The sequence below is a fragment of the Methyloceanibacter methanicus genome (assembly GCF_001723285.1).
Taxonomy (GTDB): Bacteria; Pseudomonadota; Alphaproteobacteria; order Rhizobiales; family Methyloligellaceae; genus Methyloceanibacter; species Methyloceanibacter methanicus.
Genome location: NZ_LPWG01000011.1, coordinates 252,501 through 273,222, shown reverse-complemented (window position 1 = coordinate 273,222; position 20,722 = coordinate 252,501). Strand labels below are relative to the sequence as shown.

The 20,722-nt window shown below is 65.5% G+C and carries 18 protein-coding genes and 1 pseudogene (1 of these 19 running past the window's edge); 15 read left to right on the top strand and 4 right to left on the bottom strand.

Annotation, left to right across the window (positions count from 1 at the left end; all coding sequences use genetic code 11):
- The first annotated feature begins 5 nt into the window (after positions 1-5).
- Genes argJ through AUC68_RS08775 form a run of 3 tightly spaced genes read left to right on the top strand, consistent with a single transcriptional unit; the run spans position 6 to position 1,888 of the window.
- Complete coding sequence (gene argJ / locus AUC68_RS08785) at positions 6-1,244, top strand: bifunctional glutamate N-acetyltransferase/amino-acid acetyltransferase ArgJ (RefSeq protein WP_069437275.1); 1,239 nt, start codon at positions 6-8, stop codon at positions 1,242-1,244.
- Positions 1,245-1,290: 46 nt separating this feature from the next.
- Positions 1,291-1,689: a (deoxy)nucleoside triphosphate pyrophosphohydrolase gene (locus AUC68_RS15890; protein ID WP_244500473.1), complete on the top strand. Its 399-nt coding sequence runs from the start codon at positions 1,291-1,293 to the stop codon at positions 1,687-1,689.
- Positions 1,667-1,888: a Flp family type IVb pilin gene (locus AUC68_RS08775; RefSeq protein ID WP_069437273.1), complete on the top strand. Its 222-nt coding sequence runs from the start codon at positions 1,667-1,669 to the stop codon at positions 1,886-1,888. The genes AUC68_RS15890 and AUC68_RS08775 overlap by 23 nt, the downstream gene beginning before the upstream one ends.
- 8 nt (positions 1,889-1,896) lie before the next feature.
- Here the strand turns inward: AUC68_RS08775 and AUC68_RS08770 are convergent, their stop codons facing one another.
- Entirely contained in the window at positions 1,897-2,832 is a 936-nt protein-coding gene (locus AUC68_RS08770; RefSeq protein WP_069437272.1) for a class I SAM-dependent methyltransferase, read from the bottom strand.
- A 30-nt stretch (positions 2,833-2,862) separates the two neighbouring features.
- On the opposite strand from AUC68_RS08770, the gene AUC68_RS08765 reads away from it, so the two are divergent.
- The 4 genes from AUC68_RS08765 to AUC68_RS08750 all read left to right on the top strand — a co-directional run bounded on the left by AUC68_RS08765 (position 2,863) and on the right by AUC68_RS08750 (position 6,290).
- Positions 2,863-3,597 carry a ComFC family protein gene (locus AUC68_RS08765; protein WP_244500459.1) on the top strand — a complete coding sequence of 245 codons (735 nt, stop codon included), beginning with the start codon at positions 2,863-2,865 and terminating at the stop codon, positions 3,595-3,597.
- Between the two features lie 165 nt (positions 3,598-3,762).
- Entirely contained in the window at positions 3,763-4,653 is an 891-nt protein-coding gene (locus AUC68_RS08760; RefSeq protein WP_083240602.1) for a carbon-nitrogen hydrolase family protein, read from the top strand.
- Positions 4,650-5,099: a DUF1178 family protein gene (locus AUC68_RS08755; protein ID WP_069437271.1), complete on the top strand. Its 450-nt coding sequence runs from the start codon at positions 4,650-4,652 to the stop codon at positions 5,097-5,099. Before AUC68_RS08760 ends, AUC68_RS08755 begins: the two co-directional genes overlap by 4 nt.
- Positions 5,100-5,264: 165 nt before the next feature.
- The gene (locus AUC68_RS08750; RefSeq protein WP_069437270.1) at positions 5,265-6,290 is read left to right on the top strand and encodes a L,D-transpeptidase; all 1,026 of its coding nucleotides are present in this window, start codon (positions 5,265-5,267) and stop codon (positions 6,288-6,290) included.
- On the opposite strand, the gene AUC68_RS08745 is transcribed toward AUC68_RS08750, so the two are convergent.
- On the bottom strand, positions 6,284-7,207 hold the full coding sequence (locus AUC68_RS08745; protein ID WP_069437269.1) for a hypothetical protein: 924 nt from the start codon (positions 7,205-7,207) through the stop codon (positions 6,284-6,286). The two genes, AUC68_RS08750 and AUC68_RS08745, sit on opposite strands and share 7 nt — an antisense overlap.
- A 196-nt stretch (positions 7,208-7,403) precedes the next feature.
- Positions 7,404-8,174: a bifunctional 2-polyprenyl-6-hydroxyphenol methylase/3-demethylubiquinol 3-O-methyltransferase UbiG gene (gene ubiG, locus AUC68_RS08740; protein WP_069437268.1), complete on the bottom strand. Its 771-nt coding sequence runs from the start codon at positions 8,172-8,174 to the stop codon at positions 7,404-7,406.
- Between the two features lie 148 nt (positions 8,175-8,322).
- On the opposite strand from ubiG, the gene AUC68_RS08735 reads away from it, so the two are divergent.
- From AUC68_RS08735 to clpB, 8 genes and pseudogenes are all read left to right on the top strand, one after another.
- The gene (locus AUC68_RS08735; RefSeq protein WP_069437267.1) at positions 8,323-9,615 is read left to right on the top strand and encodes an aspartate kinase; all 1,293 of its coding nucleotides are present in this window, start codon (positions 8,323-8,325) and stop codon (positions 9,613-9,615) included.
- A gap of 83 nt (positions 9,616-9,698) precedes the next feature.
- Positions 9,699-11,957 (top strand): phosphoenolpyruvate--protein phosphotransferase, encoded by a 2,259-nt coding sequence (ptsP, locus tag AUC68_RS08730; protein ID WP_069437458.1) that lies wholly within the window; start codon positions 9,699-9,701, stop codon positions 11,955-11,957.
- A 216-nt stretch (positions 11,958-12,173) separates the two neighbouring features.
- Positions 12,174-13,334, top strand: a complete 1,161-nt coding sequence (locus AUC68_RS08725) for a transcriptional regulator (protein ID WP_069437266.1) — start codon at positions 12,174-12,176, stop codon at positions 13,332-13,334.
- A 22-nt stretch (positions 13,335-13,356) separates the two neighbouring features.
- Positions 13,357-14,448, top strand: coding sequence for a peptide chain release factor 1 (gene prfA, locus AUC68_RS08720; protein WP_069437265.1), 1,092 nt, complete (start codon positions 13,357-13,359; stop codon positions 14,446-14,448).
- Positions 14,445-15,311 (top strand): peptide chain release factor N(5)-glutamine methyltransferase, encoded by an 867-nt coding sequence (gene prmC, locus AUC68_RS08715; protein WP_069437264.1) that lies wholly within the window; start codon positions 14,445-14,447, stop codon positions 15,309-15,311. Before prfA ends, prmC begins: the two co-directional genes overlap by 4 nt.
- Positions 15,312-15,740: 429 nt before the next feature.
- A pseudogene (locus AUC68_RS18700) lies at positions 15,741-16,157 on the top strand (DUF4167 domain-containing protein); the annotation flags it as partial.
- Positions 16,158-16,465: 308 nt separating this feature from the next.
- The gene (locus AUC68_RS08705; RefSeq protein ID WP_244500457.1) at positions 16,466-16,642 is read left to right on the top strand and encodes a hypothetical protein; all 177 of its coding nucleotides are present in this window, start codon (positions 16,466-16,468) and stop codon (positions 16,640-16,642) included.
- A 250-nt stretch (positions 16,643-16,892) separates the two neighbouring features.
- Positions 16,893-19,514: an ATP-dependent chaperone ClpB gene (gene clpB, locus AUC68_RS08700; RefSeq protein WP_069437263.1), complete on the top strand. Its 2,622-nt coding sequence runs from the start codon at positions 16,893-16,895 to the stop codon at positions 19,512-19,514.
- A gap of 126 nt (positions 19,515-19,640) precedes the next feature.
- Here clpB and AUC68_RS08695 read toward each other — a convergent pair whose 3' ends face one another.
- A protein-coding gene (locus tag AUC68_RS08695) for a M23 family metallopeptidase (protein ID WP_069437262.1) crosses the window boundary here: on the bottom strand, positions 19,641-20,722 show its 3' portion. The gene runs 181 nt beyond the window's last position; only the last 1,082 of its 1,263 coding nucleotides appear in the window; the start codon falls outside the window, past its right edge; the stop codon is at positions 19,641-19,643.

The window sequence follows — 20,722 nt, the reverse complement described above, 5'->3', positions numbered from 1 at the left end:
CGGCCATGGACAAGGTTTCGCCGTTTGCACCGACGCAGGTGCCGGTTCTGCCGGCCATCGATGGCGTGCGCCTGGCGGCGTGCGAAGCCGGCATCCGCTATGCGGGCCGCACGGACTTGCTCCTGGCCCTGTTCGAGCCATCGACGGCCGTGGCCGGCGTCTTCACCACGTCGAAGACGGCCTCGGCGGCGGTCGAGTGGTGCCGGGAGCATGTGCGCCACGGCATGGCCCGGGCGCTCGTCGTCAATTCCGGCAACGCGAATGCCTTCACGGGCCTGCGAGGGCGCGAGGCCGTGGCCGAAACGGTGCGGGCTGCGGCCCGCGTCGCCGAGTGCCTCGATGCGGACGTCTATGTGGCCTCCACGGGCGTGATTGGCGAGCCGCTCGATCCAGCCAAATTCGTCGGCTTTCTTGCGGGGCTCGCCGAGCGGGCCGAGCCTGACGCCTACGGCGTGGCGGCACGGGCGATCATGACGACGGACACGTTTCCGAAGCTTGCGACGCGGACGTGCGAGATCGATGGCGCACGCGTCACGATCAATGGCATCGCCAAGGGCGCGGGCATGATCGCGCCCGATATGGCGACGATGCTCTCCTTCCTCTTCACCGACGCGCCGATCGAGCCGGCCGCGCTTCAGGCCGTTCTGTCGCCCTTGGTCGAGGACAGCTTCAACGCCATCACGATCGATAGCGACACGTCCACGAGCGATACGGTGCTGCTGTTCGCGACGGGCGCGGCCGAACGGCGCGGTTGCCCCCGCATGGCAAACGGAGACGATCCGCGCCTTGCGGATTTTCGGGCGGCCCTTTTCGATCTCATGCGAGACCTCGCCCATCAGATCGTGAAGGACGGCGAGGGCCTCACCAAATTCGTCCAGGTGACGGTCACGGGCGCCGAGTCGAAGAGCGCTGCGAGGACAATTGCGAAAGCGATCTGCAACTCACCCCTGGTGAAGACGGCGTTCGCCGGCGCGGACCCCAATTGGGGACGGATCGTCATGGCCGTGGGCAAGGCCGGTGAAGCGGCCGACCGCGACCGGCTGGCAATCTGGTTCGGCGATATCGAGGTCGCGAAGGACGGCGAAGTGGCGCCCGGTTACACCGAGGCGGACGGCGCGGCCTATATGAAGGGGGCCGAACTCGCCGTTACCGTGGATGTCGGCGTCGGCGAGGGCCGCGATACGATGTGGACCTGCGATCTCACCAAGGAGTACATCGCCATCAACGCCGACTACCGCTCGTGACGGGTTCGGAGGGCTCAAAGCCGCTTGTGCTCGTGGCTGCTGTGCGCTGATCGACGGCCAGGGCCGCGTCCTTATTACTCAACGTCCCGAGGGAAAGCCGCTCGCGGGTCTGTGGGAGTTTCCCGGCGGCAAGCTGGAAGACGGTGAGACGCCGGAACATGGGCTTGTGCGTGAGCTGCAAGAAGAGCTCGGGATCGTGATAGGGATACCCGATCTGATACCGCTAACATTTTCGAGTTTTTCTTACCCAGGATTTCATTTGTTTATGGCCATATATGCCTGCTGGCGGTGGCTGGGCGAGGCTGTTGCCAAGGAGAGCCAGGCATTGGCCTGGGTCGACCCGGCGGGCTTGTGCGACTATGCGATGCCGCCGGCCGATGAGCCATTGAAGGGCCTGTTGCCCGGATTGCTGAGGTGTTTGCGTGAACGAGAAGCTTGCAGATGAAGGCTGGAGTTGCACCGCGCGGCTTGTCCCCGTGCTCACACGCCTCAAGCGCTTCACTGCGGACAACTCGGGTGTCAGCGCCATCGAGTATGGGCTGATCATCGCCATCATCGGCAGTGCCATTCTCGCGCTGTCCTCGGGCATCCAGTCCGGCTTCGACAATGTCGGCAAGATCCTCGCCGGCGCCTTCTCGCGCTAGAGGCGCCCCTATTCCTCCAAGTCCTGCGAATGCGGCTTTGGGAACGACGCCTTTGCGCCGCCGGCGTGTTCGGTCGTGCCCAGCGCATCGGCGAGGCGCGTGCGCGCCGAGCCCGGCTTCAACGGCTTCTGCTGGCTTGGGTCCGGCCCCCAGCCGCTCATGAACACGAACTGAAACGTCGCCACGATCTTGCCGTCCGGAGTTCCGTAGCGCGCCCGGTAAAGGTCCTCGGCCCGCTCGAGCGTCCGCCGCGACAGCGGTTTCTTGCTCCGGGCCATGAGGACATTGCCGCCCCCGAGCGCCCGGATTTCCTGCATCAACGCGCGCGGTGACGGATAGATCACTTCGATCTCCTCGGCATCGGTCACGGGCAGCGCGAAGCCCGCGCGCTGCAGCAGCGCACCATAGGCCCGCACGTCGCCAAAGGGGGCCACGCGCGGGGAGACGCCGCCGTCGACCTCCTCTTCGGCCGCAAGGAGGCATTCCCGCAGCTCGGCGAGGGCGTCCGCTCCCAGCGCGGCGGCCATGAACAGACCGTCCGGGGCGAGCGCCCGCCGGATTTGGATGAGGCTGCCGGGCAGGTCGTTGACCCGATGAAGCGCGAGGCCCGACACGATGAGGTTGAAGGCGCCGTCCTTGAAGGGCAGGAGGTCTTCGTCACAGACGACCGCGGGCGCCGGGCAGCGCCGGGCGAAGGCGAGCACGCTCTCCGCATAGACCACCTCCTCCACGGAGGGCAGCTTGGCGATGGTCCGTCCCAGAAGGCCGCGATAGGCGCCGAGATCCAGGGCGCGCGGAAATGCGCGCAGCATGATTTCGACCCGCTCGGCGATCTCGCGGGCCACATGGGCCAGCAGGACTTCGCGCTCTTCGATCTCGTCGGCGAAGCGGGCCCGCCGCTGCCGCAGCAGGCGCCGGTCGAAAAGTAGCGGGGGCTCGCTCATAGAGCCTCCTCAGGCTCGCATGGACATTCTATGATGGACGCCATGTGGATGGGCGTTACAGAGCCGATGGCGGACCCTAAGCCCGCGCCGGGTGCGACCTGGCGCGCGATGCTCCGCGCGGCGGCCGATGTGGTTCTGCCGCCGGTCTGTGTGGTCTGCCGGACTCCGGTGGCGTCCCACGGGTTGCTCTGCGGTCCGTGTTTCGCCGGCATCGACTTCATCGCGCCTCCTCTTTGCGCGCGTCTCGGCGTGCCGCTGCCGTACGACGCGGGCGAACCCAGCCTGTCGGCGGCGGCGATCGCCGCGCCGCCGGCCTACGATCGGGCGCGGGCCGTGGCGCGCTATACTCAGACCATGCGCGATCTGATCCAAGGCTTCAAATATCGCGACCGGCAGGAGGGGTTGCGCCTGTTCTCCCGCTGGCTGGCGCGGGCGGGGTCCGAACTCCTGGAAGGCGCGCGTCTTTCTTCCGTGCCCGTGCCGCTATACCGGTCGCGGCTGTGGTCGCGGCGCTTCAATCAATCGGCCCTGCTCGCCCAGGGGCTCGAAAGGCTCACGCGCCGACGCGCCGACTGCTTCGTGCTGCGCCGGGTCCGCCGCACGGCGAGCCAGGTGGGCTTGTCGGCGGCCCAGCGCAAGCGCAACGTGGCCGGAGCCTTCAAAGTGTCGCCGGCGCGCGCCGGGGACGTTGCCGGGAAAGCCATCGTGGTCGTGGACGACGTCATCACCACGGGCGCGACCGTGGAGGCCTGCGCGCGCGTCTGAAGCGCGCTGGCGCGGCCCGCGTGGATGTGCTGGCCCTGGCGCGCGCCATTGAACCGGCGGCTTTCGTGCTTTAGCTAGCGCAGTGTGCCGCACGAGGGCAAAGACAGCTGCGATTTTCAAGCGGGAACGATCCAAGCCGGATCGGCAACGGAGATGAAAACCGGGATGAAGTCCGAGAACGGTAGACGGTTTCGCGCGGCGCTCGTGCAATTGCGGGCGAGCCGTGTCGTTGCGGACAATCTCGTCGCCGCGGAGGCGCTGATCCGGGCGGCCGCGAAAGGCGGTGCCGATTATATTCAGACGCCTGAGAATACCGCGTTGATGGAGCTGGACCCCGAACGCGTCCTGGCGCAGGTGGCCCCGGAGTCCGAGAGCCGGCCACTGGCTCTTTTCCGCGATCTTGCGCGCGAGCTCGGCGTTTGGCTCCATATCGGCTCGCTCGGCGTCAAGGTGGCGGAGAGGCGGGTCGCCAACCGGTCCTACCTGCTGGCGCCGGATGGCGGAATCGCCGCGCGCTACGACAAGCTGCATATGTTCGATGTGGATCTGCCCGGCGGGGAGTCCTACCGGGAGTCCGATTACTACAACCCGGGAGGCACGGCCGTGCTGGCGGATTTGCGCCCGGGTGGCGTCCCCGCACGGCTCGGCCTGACCATCTGCTACGATTTGCGCTTTCCCGCGCTCTACCGCGCGCTCGCGACGGCAGGCGCGAATCTGATCGCCATCCCGGCGGCCTTCACCAAGCAGACCGGCGAAGCGCATTGGCATGTGCTCTTGCGGGCCCGCGCGATTGAGACCGGCGCGTATGTGTTGGCTGCCGCGCAAGGCGGGTTTCACGAGAACGGCCGGTCCACCTTCGGACACTCCATGATCGTTTCGCCCTGGGGCGAAATCCTGGCGGAAGCGGGAACCGAACCGTGCGTCGTCTTCGCCGAGATCGATCTTGCCCAGGTGGACGAAGCGCGGGCGCGGATTCCCGCGCTCGGCCACGGCCGGGACTTCGACATCGAAATTGCAACGTCGACGGACGAATCGGCGAGGCGGCAGGCGTCATGATCCGCTTTTCGCTCACCTGCGGTGCCGGGCACCAGTTCGACGCGTGGTTTTCGTCCGGAGACTCGTATGACGAGCAGTCCGAGGCCGAAGCGATTCGGTGTCCCGAATGCGGCAGCGCGGATGTGCGCAAGGCCCCCATGGCGCCCGCCGTGCTAGGCGGACGGCGGAAATCCTCGGACAGCGAGGCGGCGCAAACGCCCGCCGGCCCTGAGTCGCTCGCGCCCGAACGTCAAACTTATGCCTTCCTGAAGGGGCTGCGGGACCATCTGAAGGCCAATGCCGACGATGTCGGGACCAAGTTCGCCGAAGAAGCGCGAAAGATGCATGAGGGCGAGACCGAGGAGCGCAACATTTACGGCAAGGCGACGGTCGAGGAAGCCAAGTCCTTGTATGAGGACGGAATTCCGGCCCTTCCCTTGCCAAAGCTGCCCGAAGACCACAACTGACAAATTGACCGTTTTGGGACGGCGTTGTCGCGCGGGTAACCACTTGTTTGGCCCTCTTCGCGTATATCTGGACAACATTTCGCGAAGTGCCGTGGAAAAGTCGGCTTGCCTTTGCAAAGATAGGGCTGCCGGACGGTTGGATCGCGCATAACCGGGGAACGAATCATGCGCCAATTTTTTCATCAGCAATTGCGGATTCCGACGCTGCCGGCCTTTGTCCGTTCGGCTTTGGCTGTTTGCTTTGCCGTGTTGCTGTTCGTGCAGCCCGCGAGCGCCGAGACCGGCACCCATGCGACGTCGCCGGATCTCGATCTGAGCATGCCGCAAGGCCTTGCCGCGCAGCCGAAGCCGGTCTACCCGAACGGACGGCTCGATCCGGACGAGTCCGCGCCGAAAGCCGCGAGCCCTAAGACCGATACGACGGACACGGACGGGACGGATACGAGCGAGCCTGCCACGACGGCCTCGCGCCCCTCCGCCGGGCAGCGCGAATCGTCCCTGAGCAGCGATCCGGACATCGAGACCTTGAAGAGCGACGATGCGGCCGAGGCTGACGGCGCGGCGGAGATCGACGAGCCGCAGACCCCGGTCGTCATCGCCAGTATCGACAAGACGACGCAGGAGATGACGGTCTTCGTCGACGGCGTCGAGACATACCGGTGGCCGGTATCGACCGGTTTACCCGGTTACGCGACTCCCGGCGGCACGTATACCGCAAGTTCGATGAACAAGATTTGGTACAGCCGGCAGTGGGACAACGCGCCCATGCCGCACGCGGTGTTCTTCACCAAGAAGGGCCATGCGATCCACGCGACCAACGATACCAAGAAGCTGGGCCGTCCCGCGTCCCACGGCTGTGTCCGGCTGTCGCCGAAGAATGCCGAGACGTTCTTCAACCTGGTCAAGGAGCGCGGGTTGAAACGCACGGAAGTCGTCCTGACGGGCGCGACGCCGGGTGGCGACTACAAGGTCGCGCATCCCGATCGCCGCTACGATCCGTATAGCGACTATGGCCGGCCCGTGTATCCGCGCTATGCGCCGAACAGGAATTATCGCCGCTACGGCTATAACGAGATCCAGCCGCGCGCGCAGCGCCGCCGCCGGGCGTTCCAGCCGCGTTACCAGGAGGCGCCGCGCTATCGCCGCCAGGCCCCGCGCCGCGGCAATTGGTTCCGCGCGCCCGGCTACTGAGCGAACGGCTTTGCGCCGCGATGATCTATGATCGTCGTGTCTGGGTCTTGCGCGGTCAGTAAGCGACCGAGCGGCTTCCTGGCCGCGTCTTCGCGCGGGCGAGAGAGGTAGAACTCCGCCAGGAGATAGCCTTCGGTTTCCTTGCCCGTGGGATCGATGCCCTGGTCGATCAGCTGCTCCAAGACGCTTTCCCGTTCTTGCGCGGATGCGAACGCACGCTGGACGAACGTTGTCTCGTCGAGTTTCTCGGTGACGAATCCGGCTTCGTCGAGAGTGTCCGCGATCGCGTCGAACGGAAACATGCGCAGGACGAAGTTGGCGAACCAGGGCCCGTGTCCCTCCGTCAAGGCAGGTAGCAGCTCCTTGAAGCTCTTTTCGGTCACGTAGCCGACACATCCGGTGGACGTCACCAGATCGACTGGAGCCAAATCCTCGCGGGCAGCCTCGGGCAATGGCGAGCTCTCAAGATCGAGGGTAAGGCCGAGATCCAGTAGGCCCGCCTGCTCGGCAAAGGCGACAGCGTTCTCGGCGACGTCGAGGCCAATGACCTCGATATTTTCGACGGGCTCGAGCCCGGCAAAGAAGTCCTTGTCCTGTGCAATGATTTCCGCGGTCGTCGCGCGGTTCAATTCGGGCAGTCCCCAATGATCGTAAAGGTCGTCGATGGTCAGGTCGTGTTTGAGCAGGGCTGCATTGATTCCATACGAACAGCCGAGGTCCAAAACGCGGACCGTATCGTCGGGCTTGGTTCGTAATTCGGGGATCAGTTGCTGGAGGATTGGTTTCGCGGCAGTTGGAATCGCGTACCCAACACTCCCTAACTCACGAACGTAGGCTCGTGGATCGGCCTGATCGTAGATGTGATCCATGTTGGCCTTGGCGTCGTTGATCTCATCGAATGTGGGTTCATCAAGCATTGGTCCTCCCGGTTTTTTGCTTCCCAAGCCGTCACCCAAGACGCGCAAAGCATTCTCAGACGTACGAAATATCCGTTGCCCGATTGCCGGTTTTGAACGGGCAAGCGTGCATGACGGCGGCGCGAGACGTGCCGCGATGTGAAAAATCGACGTATTGGCTTAGGTGCGCGAACCTAACATGGCCGGGCGGCAAGTCTCAAGCTGAGGGCCGGGTCGCCGTGAGAAAATAGTTCACGGCCGTATCGCGTGAGAGGTTCCAAGAATCCGCAAGCGGGTCGTAGACCATGCCTGTGAGGCCGGCCGGCTGGAGCCCGGCGCCGGTCAGAGAGGCCTCCAGTTCCTCCGGCGTCACGAACCGGTCCCATTGATGGGTGCCGGCGGGCACCCAGCGCAGCACGTATTCGGCACCGACAATGGCAAGGGCATAGGATTTGAGCGTCCGATTCAGCGTGGACAGGATCATGATGCCTCCTTCGGCTACGAGCGGTGCGAGCCGCTTGAGGAAGGCCGGAACGTCAGGCACGTGTTCCACAACTTCGAGCAGCAGGACGGCGTCGTAGCGCCGCCCCTGGTCCACGAGGGCCTCGGCGGTCGCTGTCTCGTACCGGATCGTCAGACCGGCGCCGGCCGCATGGGCCTTGGCCGCCGCGATGGTCTCGGGCCCGGGGTCGATGCCCGTGACCGTGGCCCCAAGACGCGTCAGAGGCTCGGCCACGAGACCGCCGCCGCAGCCGATATCCAGCACTTCGAGGCCTTCGAGGCAGGGCGGTTCTTTGGGATCCCGTCCAAACTGCGCGCAAAGCCGGTCGCGAATATAGGTGAGCCGCGTCGGATTGAGGTGATGGAGCGGCCGGAACGGGCCCGTCTCGTCCCACCAGTCTTCGGCCAGGCGCGCGAACTGGGCGACTTCGCCCGCGTCGAGGGTCGGAGAGGCGTCGTGAGCGGGGCTGTCGGCCGATGCGGTCATGGGCGCATTGGCGGGCCGCGGCGGCGGGCTGTCAAGGCCGTCGCAGGACAGGGCGAGCCCTGTTGCAGGCCACAACCCTTATCAGTAGAAAGACCCGGAGTTTCCGGCCGGCCCGATCAGTGGGCCGGCCCTCTTCTTGTGAGCCGTTATGTCTTTGCTTGTTTTGAAATTTGGCGGCACGTCGGTGGCCGATCTCGACCGGATCCGCAACGTGGCCGCGCATGTGAAGCGCGAATACGATGCCGGGCACGCCTGCGCCGTCGTGGTCTCCGCCATGGCGGGCCAAACGAACCAGCTCGTCTCCTGGGTCGAAGAGGCTTGGGGCCTTCAAGGCGCGCAGCGAAGCGGGCGCGACGCGTCGGCGGCCTATGACTGCCGGGAATACGATGCGGTCGTGTCGTCGGGCGAGCAGGTGACCTCGGGGCTCCTGGCCTTGGTCCTTCAGTCCATGGGGGTGCGCGCGCGCTCTTGGCAGGGCTGGCAGATTCCGGTGCGCACGGACGAGGCCCATCAAAAGGCGCGTATCACCGGAATCGAGGTCGACGAGATCAAGGCCGCGATGCTGGGTGGCGAAGTCGCGGTCTGCGCCGGATTCCAGGGCATTGCCCCGAACAACCGGATCGCGACGCTGGGCCGGGGCGGGTCGGATACGAGCGCGGTGGCGCTTGCCGCGGCGCTCCAGGCCGATCGTTGCGACATCTACACGGACGTGGACGGGGTCTATACGACCGACCCCAGGGTGGTGGCGAAGGCGCACCGCCTGGACCGCATCTCCTACGAGGAGATGCTAGAAATGGCCTCCCAAGGGGCCAAGGTCCTGCAGACCCGTTCGGTGGAGCTTGCCATGCAGTGGGGCGTGCCCGTGCTCGTGCGCTCCAGCTTCGATGCGCCGGACATGCCCGGCAACCCCGACACCGGCGAGGGGATTGGTACACTTGTTTGCCATGAGGATGAAATCGTGGAGCAGAATGTCGTCAGTGGAATTGCTTACGCGCGGGACGAAGCCAAGGTGACGCTGCTGAAGGTCGCCGACAAGCCCGGCGTCGCCGCGCGGGTCTTCGGCCCTCTCTCGGACGCTCATATTAATGTCGATATGATCGTGCAGAACGTGTCCGAGGACGGGCGCTCGACGGATCTGACCTTTACCGTGCAGAGCGCGGACCTGGACCGGGCACTCGAAGTGCTCAAGTCGGCCAAGGACGACATCGGCTACGGCGATCTGCGCGGGGCAACCGACATCGCCAAGGTCTCGGCAATCGGCGTCGGCATGCGCAGTCATGCGGGCGTTGCAGCGCAAATGTTCAGTGCACTTGCTGAAAAGGGCATCAATATCGAGGCAATTTCGACGTCCGAGATCAAGATTAGCGTATTGATCGACGCAGCCTACGCTGAGCTCGCGGTGCGAACCTTGCATACCCTTTTTGGGTTGGACGGCGCTTAGACGCAAGAATAGGGCTACTCTAGCCGTTCATATTGGGGAAGCTCGAGAATCCGCCCGTTGCGGATGGTCCGGGACCGATCGTTATGTCTGCATCCGTTGGCGCTCCAAGGCAGATGCTCCGCCGCCTCCGCGAGGTCATGGCGGAACATGAGAGCGCGCAGGCGCGTCTGGACAAGGTGGTCATGCTGATCGCCTCGAATATCGTGGCCGAGGTGTGTTCGCTCTACTTGCGCCGCCGTGACGGCTCGCTCGAACTGGTCGCCACCGAGGGGCTCAACAGGAGCGCCGTTCACAACACGCATTTGAAGCCCGGCGAAGGCCTTGTCGGTCTCGTCGCCGAGCAGGGCGAGCCGAAACAATATGCGGACGCCCAGCATCATCCGGCCTTCTCGTTCCGCCCCGAGACCGGGGAGGAGATCTACCACTCCTTCGTCGGCGTGCCGATCCTGCGCGGCGGGGACACGATCGGCGTCCTTACGGTGCAGAACCGCACCATGCGCCAATACAGCGACGAAGAGGTCGAGGCGCTGCAGACCACCGCCATGGTGATCGCCGAAACCTTGGCGTCGGGCGGGATCCTCTCCGAGGACGTAACGGCCGAGAGAGGGCGCGACTCGAGCATCCGGTTCGTCGGGCAGTCCATCTCGGAGAGCGTGGCGCTCGGGCATATCGTGCTCCACGAGCCGCGGATCGTGGTCACCAAACTCATCGCCGAGGATGCGGAGCTCGAGCGGAGCCGGCTGCAGCAGGCCATCGAGGAACTGACGGGACAGATCGACGAGATGATGGAGCGGGGCGATCTGGCGCGCGCGGGCGAACATCACGAGGTGCTCGAAGCCTTCGTAATGTTCGCCCACGACCACGGCTGGCGCCGGCGTTTGGACGAAGCCCTGGCCACGGGGCTGACCGCCGAAGCCGCCGTCCAGCGCGTCCGCAACGATACGCGGGCGCGGATGATGCGCATGCCGGACCCCCGCTTCCGCGACCGACTTCACGACATCGAGGATCTTTCGAACCGGTTGCTCCGCTTTCTGTCGGGCGAAACGGCGACGGCGTCGACCGGTGTGCTGCCGGACGACGCGATCGTCGTGGCGCGGACCATGGGGCCGGCCGAGCTGCTGGACTACGACCGTCAGCGCTTGCGCGGTGTCGTGTTGGAGGAGGCGGGCACCAACAGCCACGTGGCCATCGTGGCGCGCGCGCTCGGCATTGCAGCCATCACTCAGTGCAAGGGCGTGGTCGAGATGGTGGAGCCGGGCGATGCGGCGATCCTCGACGGCCGGGGCGGCGAGATGCATTTGCGTCCGACCCAGGAAGTCGTCCACGCCTATTCCGACAAGGTGCGTTTCCAGGCGCGCAAGCAGGCCCAGTACGCGGCCTTGCGCGAGGTGCCTGCGGTCACGCTCGACGATCAGCGGGTGGGTCTGCATATCAACGCGGGCCTGTTGTTCGACCTCCCCCATCTCAAACAGTCCGGCGCGGACGGGATCGGGCTGTTCCGGACGGAGCTTCAGTTCATGATCTCCGAGACGTTCCCGCGGCTCGAGCAGCAGACCAAGCTCTACAAGTCGATCCTCGATCAGGCGGCCGGCCGGCCTGTCGTGTTTCGCTCCTTGGATGTGGGGGGCGACAAGGTCATTCCTTATTTTCGCGGGGGCGCGGAGGAGAATCCGGCTCTTGGCTGGCGAGCGATCCGCATGGCCCTCGACAGGCCCGCGCTGTTTCGCACCCAGATCCGCGCCCTGTTGCGCGCGGCCCATGGACGGGAATTGCGGCTCCTCCTGCCGATGATCTCGGACGTTTCGGAGTTCAAGGCCGCTCGCGGGCTAATCGACCACGAAGTCACGCTGCTGAAGACCCACGGCCGCCCGGAGCCGTCGACGCTGATGGTCGGCGCCATGGTCGAGGTGCCGTCGCTGTTGTGGCAGTTCGACCACCTCCTGCCCCTGACGGACTTCATCTCGGTCGGGTCGAACGACCTCATCCAGTTCCTGTTCGCGGCCGATCGGGGCAACGAGCGCGTGTCGGGCCGGTTCGATTCGCTCAATCCGGCGGCGTTGCGGGCCTTGCGGCATATCGTGTGGGAGGCGGAGCGGTTCGGAACGCCGCTCGCGCTCTGTGGCGAAATGGCCGGAAAACCCCTCGAGGCCATGGCATTGATCGGACTGGGTTTCCGCTCCATCTCCATGGCGCCGGCCTCGGTCGGGCCGGTCAAGGCGATGGTGCTGTCCCTCGACGCGAGTGCTCTGAGCGCCCGGCTCGAGGAGTGGCTCGCGTGCCGGACGACGTCTTTGCGCGAAGAATTGAAGAAATTCGCGGCCGAAACAGGGGTCCAGATTTAGGCTGGCCCACGGTTCCGTTGGTTCGCGGGCGTTTCGCGTTTCCGGCACAAGTCCGCCAAAGCTTGCAAACTCCTGGCCATTGGGCTTGTGTTAGTTTGCTATTGGGGAGACTGTCCGGGTTTGGGGGAATTTGCGGCCCGGACAGCAGCGAATGGGGTAGGCTCCCTCGCTTGAGGCCGGGGCAGTTGCGGCTATGCATTCACGGGATTGGAAGTAATGTCTGCCGGCTATGACGCGGAAGTGGCCGATCTTTTTCGGGACCTCAGAGCCGCGAGCAATTTGACCGAGGCGGACTTGGCCGCGCGTATTGCCACGCCGGTCGAGGTCGTGCAGGCGCTGGAGCAGGGCGCCATCTACGCTCTGCCGCCATGGCCCGAGACGTGCCGGGTGGTCAGCGCCTATGGCACGCTCCTCAATCTCGACACCCGCCCCTTGCTCCGCCGCATCTATGCGCAACTGGAAGCGGGCGTCGTCGAGCTCGGACCCAAGCCGGTTCAGGACGTCCCTGTGATGGTGCCGCGGGCAGGCGCCAATCTGGCCACTGCACCCGCGCAAGCCTCACCGCAAGGCCAGCCCTTCCCGCAGGCTGCACCGCAGGCCCCCGGCTGGTCCAACGGCACGCCGCAGCCGCAGGCCGCGCCTCAAGCCGGCCCGCAGGCCCCAGCCTGGCCGAACGGGCCGGCTGTCGGAACGCACGCCGGGCAGCCTCTCGCTCCGCAACCCCAAACCATGCAGCCTCAAGCGCCGCGGCCGCAGGCGCCGCAGCCGCAGGCGCCCAAATCCCCGGCGGCGCCATTCCAGGCACAACAGCCGCAGGCCCCGCAGCCTCCTCAACCGCGGCCGGCCCAAGCGCCGATGCCGCAGCCTCAGGGCGCACCGGCCGCGGCCTGGCCGGGCGCGGCCCCCGGGCCCCAAGGGGTGCCTAACGCTTTCGATGCGGCTTGGCCCGGTGGCGCGCCGGCGGGCCCGGCACCGCAATCGGCGCCTTCCCAGCCCCAGGCGGACGCGGGCTTTCCCGATGCCAGCTTTCCGGGCGAGCCGCAGGCCTATCCTCAGCAAGGCTACCCACCCGATCCCAACGCCGCGCCCGAACCGGAGATGGCCGGAGCGGCGATGCCAGGCGAGGACGCAAGTTTCCCCGGCGAAGCCGAGCTGGAATTCGTCGAGGAGGAGGAAGAGAAGTCCTCCAGATCGCCGCTTCTCAAATGGGGCATTATCGGCCTGCTTGCAGTGGTGGTGCTGCTTGGCCTATGGATGGCGCTCGGCGGCTCTTCGGGCGATTCCGGCCTTTCGTCGGGCTTCGATACGTCGGATCCGGTTCTTGATCCCGACGACCCGCGCAGCCGCAAGGCCGACCGGCTGCCCAGCAAATTCTAAGCTCCAATTCTCAATCCAGGCCATGACCACGATTCCCGCTGAGAAGCTCGACAAGCTCGTTGCCCGTTGGCAAGCCATCCAAGGCGAACTCGCCTCCGGCGCCGACGCGGAGAGCTATGCGCAGCTCTCGAAGGAGTTCTCGGACCTCGATCCGATCGTCGGCACGATCAACGCGCTGCGCGAGGCGCAGGACGAATATGCGGGGCTGCAGGAAATCCTGGAGGATCGCGAGGCCGACGCCGAGATGAAGCTCCTGGCCGAAGAGGAAGTCGGCGGCCTCGGGACGAAAATAGAAGGCCTGGAACACGCACTCAAGATTCAGCTACTGCCGAAGGACGACGCGGACGACAAGAGCGCGATCCTGGAAGTGCGCGCGGGCACGGGCGCGGACGAGGCGGCGCTCTTCGCGGGCGACCTCTACCGCATGTATCAGCGCTTCGCGGACCGGCACGGCTGGAAGGTCAACGTCATCTCCGCGAGCGAAGGGGCCACGGGCGGCTACAAGGAAATCATCGCCAATATCACCGGCAAGGGCGTGTTCGCGCGGATGAAATACGAGTCCGGCGTACACCGCGTTCAGCGCGTGCCGGAGACCGAAGCGCAAGGGCGTATCCATACCTCGGCGGCGACCGTGGCGGTGTTGCCGGAGGCCGAGGACGTGGACGTGCAGATCGACGAGAAGGATTTGCGCATCGACGTCTTCCGCGCCAGCGGTCCGGGCGGGCAATCGGTGAACACCACGGATAGCGCCGTGCGCATCACCCATCTTCCCACCGGGCTCGTGGTGAGCCAGCAGGACGAGAAGTCGCAGCATAAGAACCGGGCCAAGGCCATGAAGGTCTTGCGGGCCCGCCTGTACGACCTTGAGCGCGAGAAGCTGGACGCGGAGCGGGCGCAGGACCGGCGCAGCCAGATCGGATCGGGCGACCGGTCGCAGCGCATCCGCACCTATAACTTTCCGCAAGGCCGCGTAACGGACCATCGCATCGGCCTCACGACGCATCAGCTTCCGATGGTACTGGAAGGCGAGGCGGCGCTCGATGAGATCATCGATGCTCTGACCACGGAGGATCAGGCCAGCCAGCTTGCGGCCATGGAGGAGTCTGGAACGTGAGCCTGAGCCTTCAGTCCGCGCAGGCGCGTGCCGCGCAGGCCCTGCGGCGCAGCGGCGTCGAAACGGCCGCGCTCGATGCGCGCGCGCTTCTGAAATCCGCAACAGGCTTGCCGTTGGAGGCCCTGATCGCGAACGGCCGCGAGCCGATCGGGCCCGACAGCGAACGGCGCTTCGAAGATCATGTCGCGCGCCGGCTGGCAGGGGAGCCCGTCTCCCGTATTCGCGGGACGCGCGAGTTCTATGGGCGCGATTTCCGGATCGATCCCCATACGCTCGACCCCCGTCCCGATACGGAGACGCTCGTTGCCGCCGTTCTGGATCTCGTGGAGCGGGAGGATCTGTCCGGGCGGCCGCTGCGCCTCTTGGATTTGGGGACCGGTTCCGGGTGCATCCTTCTTACGCTTCTTGCCGAGTTGCCCGAAGCAACGGGGGTCGGGGTCGATCGGTGCCCCGGCGCCTGCCGTGTTGCCCAAGACAACGCCGAGGCGCTGGGCGTCGCGGACCGCACGCGGTTCGTGGCTGCCAACTGGTTCGAGGGGCTGGCGGGCCGTTACGACATCGTCGTCTCGAATCCGCCCTATATCGCTAGCGCCGAGATCGAGGGGCTCGCACCCGAGGTTGCCCGGTACGACCCGAAGGCCGCGCTCGATGGCGGTGCGGACGGGCTCGATGCCTATCGGCGGATCGCGGACCGTGCGGCGCAGTTTCTCGAGCCTGGAGGGTCGCTGCTGGTGGAGATCGGGTGGACCCAGGCGCAGGCCGTGACGGCGCTCTTTCGCAAGGCGCGGCTTTTGGTCGCTGAGGATGGCGTTCTGACGGATCTTGCGGGACGAGCCCGTTGTATCTGCGCCAAGTCTTCGTAAACCAACGGGCCAGGAGGCGCCGGGCAACCCAAAAATATGCTTGGAAAATCGGGATGTTCAGGCTAGGTTCTTAGCAAGAAGTCAGACTATATGGCGAGCCGCAGCAGGGATTTGGCCTCGCCGGTTGCGTAGCAACAACGCGGATATCCTTTCAGAACCTCGATTGATAGGCGCATGCGCATCTCGAGCCGTTCAGGAGCCGTCGAATAGCAAAATAGATTTGGTTGGCTGGCGCTAAGTCAGAACGCATTTCGCTTCGCGCCCGGGACCGACTGAGACAAGGCAGCAAGAAAAAGAACCGCTGAAAAAACTAGCAAGGCCGAGCCGGCTTTCCGGGCGCTTCGCATGCTCGGCTTGGCTTGGCCGAAGACCACAGAACAGGGAGCGATGAGTGCGGCGTATCCGCCGCCAATCAGGTAAATAAGGCACATGAGGCAAGGACAGCAGAATCGCAGGGGCCGCGGCCGTGGCCGCAAGCCCCAGAACCCACTGGCACGGAACTATGAGTCGAACGGACCGGACGTGAAGATCCGGGGCACCGCAGCGCACGTGGCCGAGAAGTATATGTCGCTCGCGCGCGATGCGCTGGCTTCGGGCGATACGATCGCAGCGGAGAGCTATCTCCAGCACGCCGAGCACTATAACCGCATTATCATGGCGGCCCACTCGCAGGCCGCCGCGCCCCAGGCCGGAGACCAGCAGCAGGCCAATGGCGGCTCGGGCCGCAGCCGGCAGAGCGTGGACGAGAACCCCGACGCCGAGGAGACGGCAGAGGCCGCCTCCGGGGAGGCCGAGGCGCCCTCCGAAGGCCGCAGCCGCGGTCGCGGCCGGCAGCGGCGCAACGGAGGTCAGGGTGCTTCGGAGGCCGATGCGACGTCCGAGGCCATGCGGCGGCAGAGGGCCATGCCACCAATGAAGCCAACGGCGCCGAGCAGCCGGTCGATGTGAGTGCCGCGGAAGAGACCGAAACCGCTTCCGGCGCTGTCAGTTAAGCCGTTCCGTCTTCTCACAGCTTTCGCGAATGGGCCGGGGGCCGGCTCCGCCTGATCTCCGTGAGAGGCGAGCAGGTTCGATAGGCCCAGGCCCGAGACGCGTAGGTTCGAGACGCGTAGGTTCGATGGCCCGGGTTCGAGATTCCGAGGTCTGATCCGCCCATGCCCGATGCGCCAGACGCCAAACCGGTTTCGACATGGCGGAAGGTTTTGGCCGCCATCTTCGATCTCATCACGATCTTTTTCGCCGGGGGCTATGCGGTCGCTTCTCTCACCGGCAGTCTGACCCCGGACGGATTTGCGCTTCAAGGCGGCCTGCCCTGGTCCTCTTCGCCGTGATCGTCGCGTATTTCGTCGTATTCCCCAAATATCTCGGCGGTACGCTGTGGCAGCGGATCTTGAAGACGCGATAGACCCGCGGCTTGGGCTTTTTGTTCCGGCTCAAGGCCAGGGGCCCCTTTTTCTGAGGAAATCGGCTCGCTATATGTCCGTTAACACGCCGCTGGTATGACCCATCCTCAGCGGTGCCCGCCACCCATCCAATATTCCCGGCCGACCCTCATTCCTGGCCGCCTAAAGAGGGAAACACATGGATTTTGAGAAACTCTCCGACCGTTTGAAGGGTTTTTTGCAGGCCGCGCAGACGATCGCGCTGCGCGACGGCAACCCGCAAGTCACGCCCGAGCATTTCCTCAAGGCGCTCCTGGACGATGAGCAGGGGCTTGCGGCCGGGCTGATCGCCCGCGCCGGCGGCGATGCGAAGACCGCGCTGACCCGCACCGATGCGGCGCTCGCCAAGCTGCCCAAGGTCTCCGGTTCCGGCGCGCAGTCGCCGCAGATGACGCCCGCTCTGGGGCGGGCGCTCGACCAGGCCGAGCAAATGGCGACCAAGGCCGGCGACAGCTATGTCACCGTGGAGCGCGCGCTGCAGGCACTCGCCATGACGAGTGAAGGCGAGACCGCCGCGATCCTGAAAGAGTCCGGCATCACCCCGCAGAGCCTGAACGAGGCGATCAACGATTTGCGCAAAGGGCGCACCGCCGATTCCGCCGGTGCCGAGCAGCAATACGACGCGCTGAAGAAGTACACGCGCGACTTCACCGAAGCCGCCGAAAAGGGCGAGATGGACCCCGTCATCGGCCGCGACGAGGAGATCCGCCGTACCATTCAGGTTCTGTCGCGCCGCACGAAGAACAATCCCGTGCTGATCGGCGAGCCGGGCGTCGGCAAGACCGCCATCGTCGAAGGGCTGGCGCAGCGCATCGTCAAGGGCGATGTGCCCGAAAGCCTCAAGGACAAGAAGGTGCTCTCGCTCGACATGGGCGCGCTGATCGCGGGCGCGAAATATCGCGGCGAGTTCGAGGAGCGGCTGAAGGCCGTCCTGTCCGAGATCGAGGCCGCGGAAGGCCAGATCGTCCTCTTCATCGACGAGATGCATACGCTGGTGGGCGCAGGGAAAACGGACGGGGCCATGGACGCCTCCAACCTGCTCAAGCCGGCGCTCGCGCGCGGCGAGCTCCATTGCGTCGGCGCCACCACACTCGAGGAATACCGCAAGCATGTGGAGAAGGACGCGGCACTGGCGCGGCGCTTCCAGCCCGTGTTCGTGGGCGAGCCCACCGTGGAGGATACGATCTCGATCCTCCGTGGGCTGAAGGAAAAATACGAGCTGCATCACGGCGTGCGCATTTCGGATGCGGCGCTCGTGACCGCGGCCACGCTCTCTAACCGCTACATCACCGACCGGTTCCTGCCCGACAAGGCGATCGACCTTGTGGACGAGGCGTCCTCGCGCTGCCGTATGCAGGTGGACTCCAAGCCCGAGGAGCTGGACGAGATGGACCGGCGCCTGATGCAGCTCAAGATCGAGCGCGAGGCGCTGAAGAAGGAAACCGACACCGCCTCCAAGGACCGGCTGGAGCGGCTCGAGAAGGAGATCGTCAATCTCGAGGAGAGTGCCAACGCGCTTGCCCAGCGCTGGCAGGAAGAGAAGGACAAGCTCGCCGGCGCACAGAAACTCAAAGAGGATCTGGACACGGCCCGCATTGCTCTGGACAAGGCGCAGCGCGACGGCGACCTCGCCAAGGCGGGCGAGCTCGCCTATGGCGTAATCCCCGATCTGGAGGCGAAGCTCAAGAGCCAAGAAGAAAACGAAACCGCCACCGGCGGGCTGGCCCAGGAAGTGGTCGAGCCCGACATGATCGCGGCCGTGGTCTCGCGCTGGACCGGCATCCCCGTCGACAAGATGCTGGAAGGCGAGCGCGAGAAGCTGCTGGCCATGGAGACCGAGATCGCCAAGCGCGTGGTCGGCCAGGAAGAGGCCGTCAGGGCCGTGTCCACCGCCGTGCGCCGCAGCCGCGCCGGCCTCCAGGATCCGAACCGGCCGTTGGGCTCGTTCATGTTCCTAGGGCCCACCGGCGTCGGCAAGACCGAGCTCTCCCGCGCGCTCGCCGAATTCCTGTTCGACGACGAACACGCGATCCTGCGCGTCGACATGTCCGAATACATGGAGAAGCACGCGGTGGCCCGGCTCATCGGCGCGCCCCCCGGCTATGTGGGCTATGAGGAAGGCGGGGCGCTCACCGAAGCCGTCCGTAGGCGGCCCTATCAGGTCATCCTGTTCGACGAGATCGAGAAGGCGCACCCGGACGTGTTCAACGTGCTGCTGCAGGTGCTGGACGACGGGCGCCTCACGGACGGGCAGGGGCGCACGGTCGATTTCCGCAACACCCTGATCATCATGACCTCCAATCTCGGCTCTGAATATCTGGTGAACCAGGCCGAGGGCGAGGATTCCGCAGCCGTCGAGGATCAGGTCATGGAAGTCGTGCGCGGGCACTTCCGGCCCGAGTTCCTGAACCGGGTGGACGAGATCATCCTGTTCCATCGCCTGCGCCGCGAGCATATGGCCAACATCGTCGACATCCAGATGGAACGCCTCCAGAAGCTGTTGGCCGATCGCAAGATCACGTTGAAGCTCGACGACACGGCCAAGACCTGGCTCGGCAACAAGGGCTACGACCCGGCCTATGGCGCACGGCCCCTGAAGCGCGTGATCCAGAAATACGTGCAGGACCCGATGGCCGAGATGATCCTGGAAGGCAAGGTCCACGACGGCGAGAGCGTCGACGTCTCCGTCCGCGACGGCGAACTGACCTTCAACGGCGAAACGGCGGCGTCTCGGAGGATGGAAGCGGCTGACGCTTACTGAACCTGGGCCTGGGCGACGCGGTTGGTGACGGGATCCAGTTCCATCAGGCGTCGATGCGGCGGCGTTCCTTCTGGAAGGCCGCGAGGTTGCGGCCCTCGAGCTTCAGGCCGCGGGGCACGGCGATGGTCATCGGGTTGACGAACTTGTTGTTGACCAGGACTTCGTAGTGCAGGTGGGCCCGGTGGAGCGGCCGGTCGAGCCCACATAGCCGATGATCTGGCCTTGCTTGACGCGGGCGCCGGGCTTGGAGCCTGAGGCGAAGCGCGTCATGTGCCCATAGGCGGTGGCGAAGCCGTTGGCGTGGCGGATGCGGACATAGTTGCCATAGCCGCCATGGCGCTCGGCCATCTCGATGGTGCCGTCGCCCGCGGCCAGGATCGGCGTGCCGCGCGGGGCGGCCCAGTCGACACCGGTGTGCATGCGGATGCGGCGGAGCAGGGGATGGCGGCGGTTGCCGAAGCCGCTCGTGAAGCGGCCGCCTTTCACGGGATTACGCATCAGGAACTTCTTCGCGCTGGACCCGTTCTCGTCGTAGAAGTCGATCGTGTTGTCCGGGGTGCGGAAGCGGTAGAACTTGCGTGTCTCGCCGGCCACCGTCATCGAGGTATAGAGCAGTTCGCCGGCCTGATCGCCGCTGGTGCCTTCGCCGTCGAAGAAGACCTCGAACGTATCTCCCGAATGGACCTTCTGCTTGAAGTCCACATCGTAGGAATGGACGCGCAGCAGCTTGAGGATGACGTCCGGCGGCAGCTTCTGGTCGAGGGCCGACTTGTAGAAGCTCTGATAGAGCGAGGCGCGGTTGGACGCGGTCACCACGACTTCGTCGGCCGGCACGGTGGTGGAGGCGAGATAGTCGCCGTCGCGGTTCCGCGCCGTGGTCACGATGTGTTTGCCGTCCGTGCCGAAAATGCTGACGCGAACCGGCTCCTTGAGCTCGGAGTCCGCCACGGACTCGACGAGCCGGAAGTCGATCTTCTGTTTGGGCTTCAGATCTTCGGGGCCGAAGACGGCGTCGAGGCTGTCGATCAGCTCCGTGGCGAGGTCCTTGCTCGCCCCAACCTTCAGCATCACGCCGAGAAGCGTGTCGTTCTTGCCGACCGTCATAACTTTGGTCTCGGCGTTGGCGACCTGGCTCTCCTGGAAGACCTCGTCCTCGTCGGCGACCTTCTCGATCACGGTGGTGTTGGGCAGGAAGCGCGGACGCTCCA